This window comes from Actinomadura logoneensis (assembly GCF_003428695.1).
Classification (GTDB): domain Bacteria; phylum Actinomycetota; class Actinomycetes; order Streptosporangiales; family Streptosporangiaceae; genus Spirillospora; species Spirillospora logoneensis.
The window spans coordinates 1-712 of record NZ_QURH01000389.1; the positions used below are offsets into that span (position 1 = coordinate 1).

Consider the following 712-nt stretch of genomic DNA (forward strand, 5'->3'; position numbering starts at 1 on the left):
GGACCCGGCCGCCGCACCCGGCGCTGCGGCACGGGTGTGCCGCGCCGTGGACGGCCTGCCGCTCGCCCTCGAACTGGCCGCCGCCCGGTTGCGCGCGTTCGACCCCGAACGGCTCGCCGACCACCTGGAGGAGGACCTCGCGCTGCTGTCGGCGGGCGGCGCGGCCGTCGAGCCCCGGCACCGGACGCTCGCCGCCACGATCGGCTGGTCCTACCGGCTGCTGGACGAGCCCGGCCGCGTCCTCCTCGCCCGCCTGTCGGTGTTCCGCGACGGCTTCACCGCCGACGCCGCCCGCCAGGTCTGCGCCGATCCAGACCCTTCCCCCGGCCAGGCAGTCCTTCCCGGCCCCACCGGCCCGACGGGCCGGCCTCCCCTTGGCGGTCCGGCCGGACTGCCGGGACGGCGGGTTCCGGCCGTCCTCGCGGCCCTCGTGGACGACTCGCTCGTCCAGCCCTACCGGGACGCCGCCGGCGGGCCGCGGTACCGGCTGCTGGAGACCGTCCGCGACTACGCGCGCGACCGGCTGGACGAGCGCGGCGAGACCGCCCTCCTGCGCGACCGGCACCTGGCGTACTGGCTCGGCCGGGCCCGCGCCGTCCACGACCGCGCCCCGGACGACCGGCTGGACGGCCTGCGGGAGCTCGGCCCCGAGGTCGGCAACCTGCGCGCCGCGCTCGGCCACGGGTTCGCCGCCGGGGACGCCGCCCGGGCC

General features: G+C 79.8%; 1 pseudogene. It reads left to right on the forward strand.

The window, feature by feature from the left end:
- Positions 1-712, forward strand: a pseudogene (locus DZF91_RS40055) (AfsR/SARP family transcriptional regulator); the annotation flags it as partial.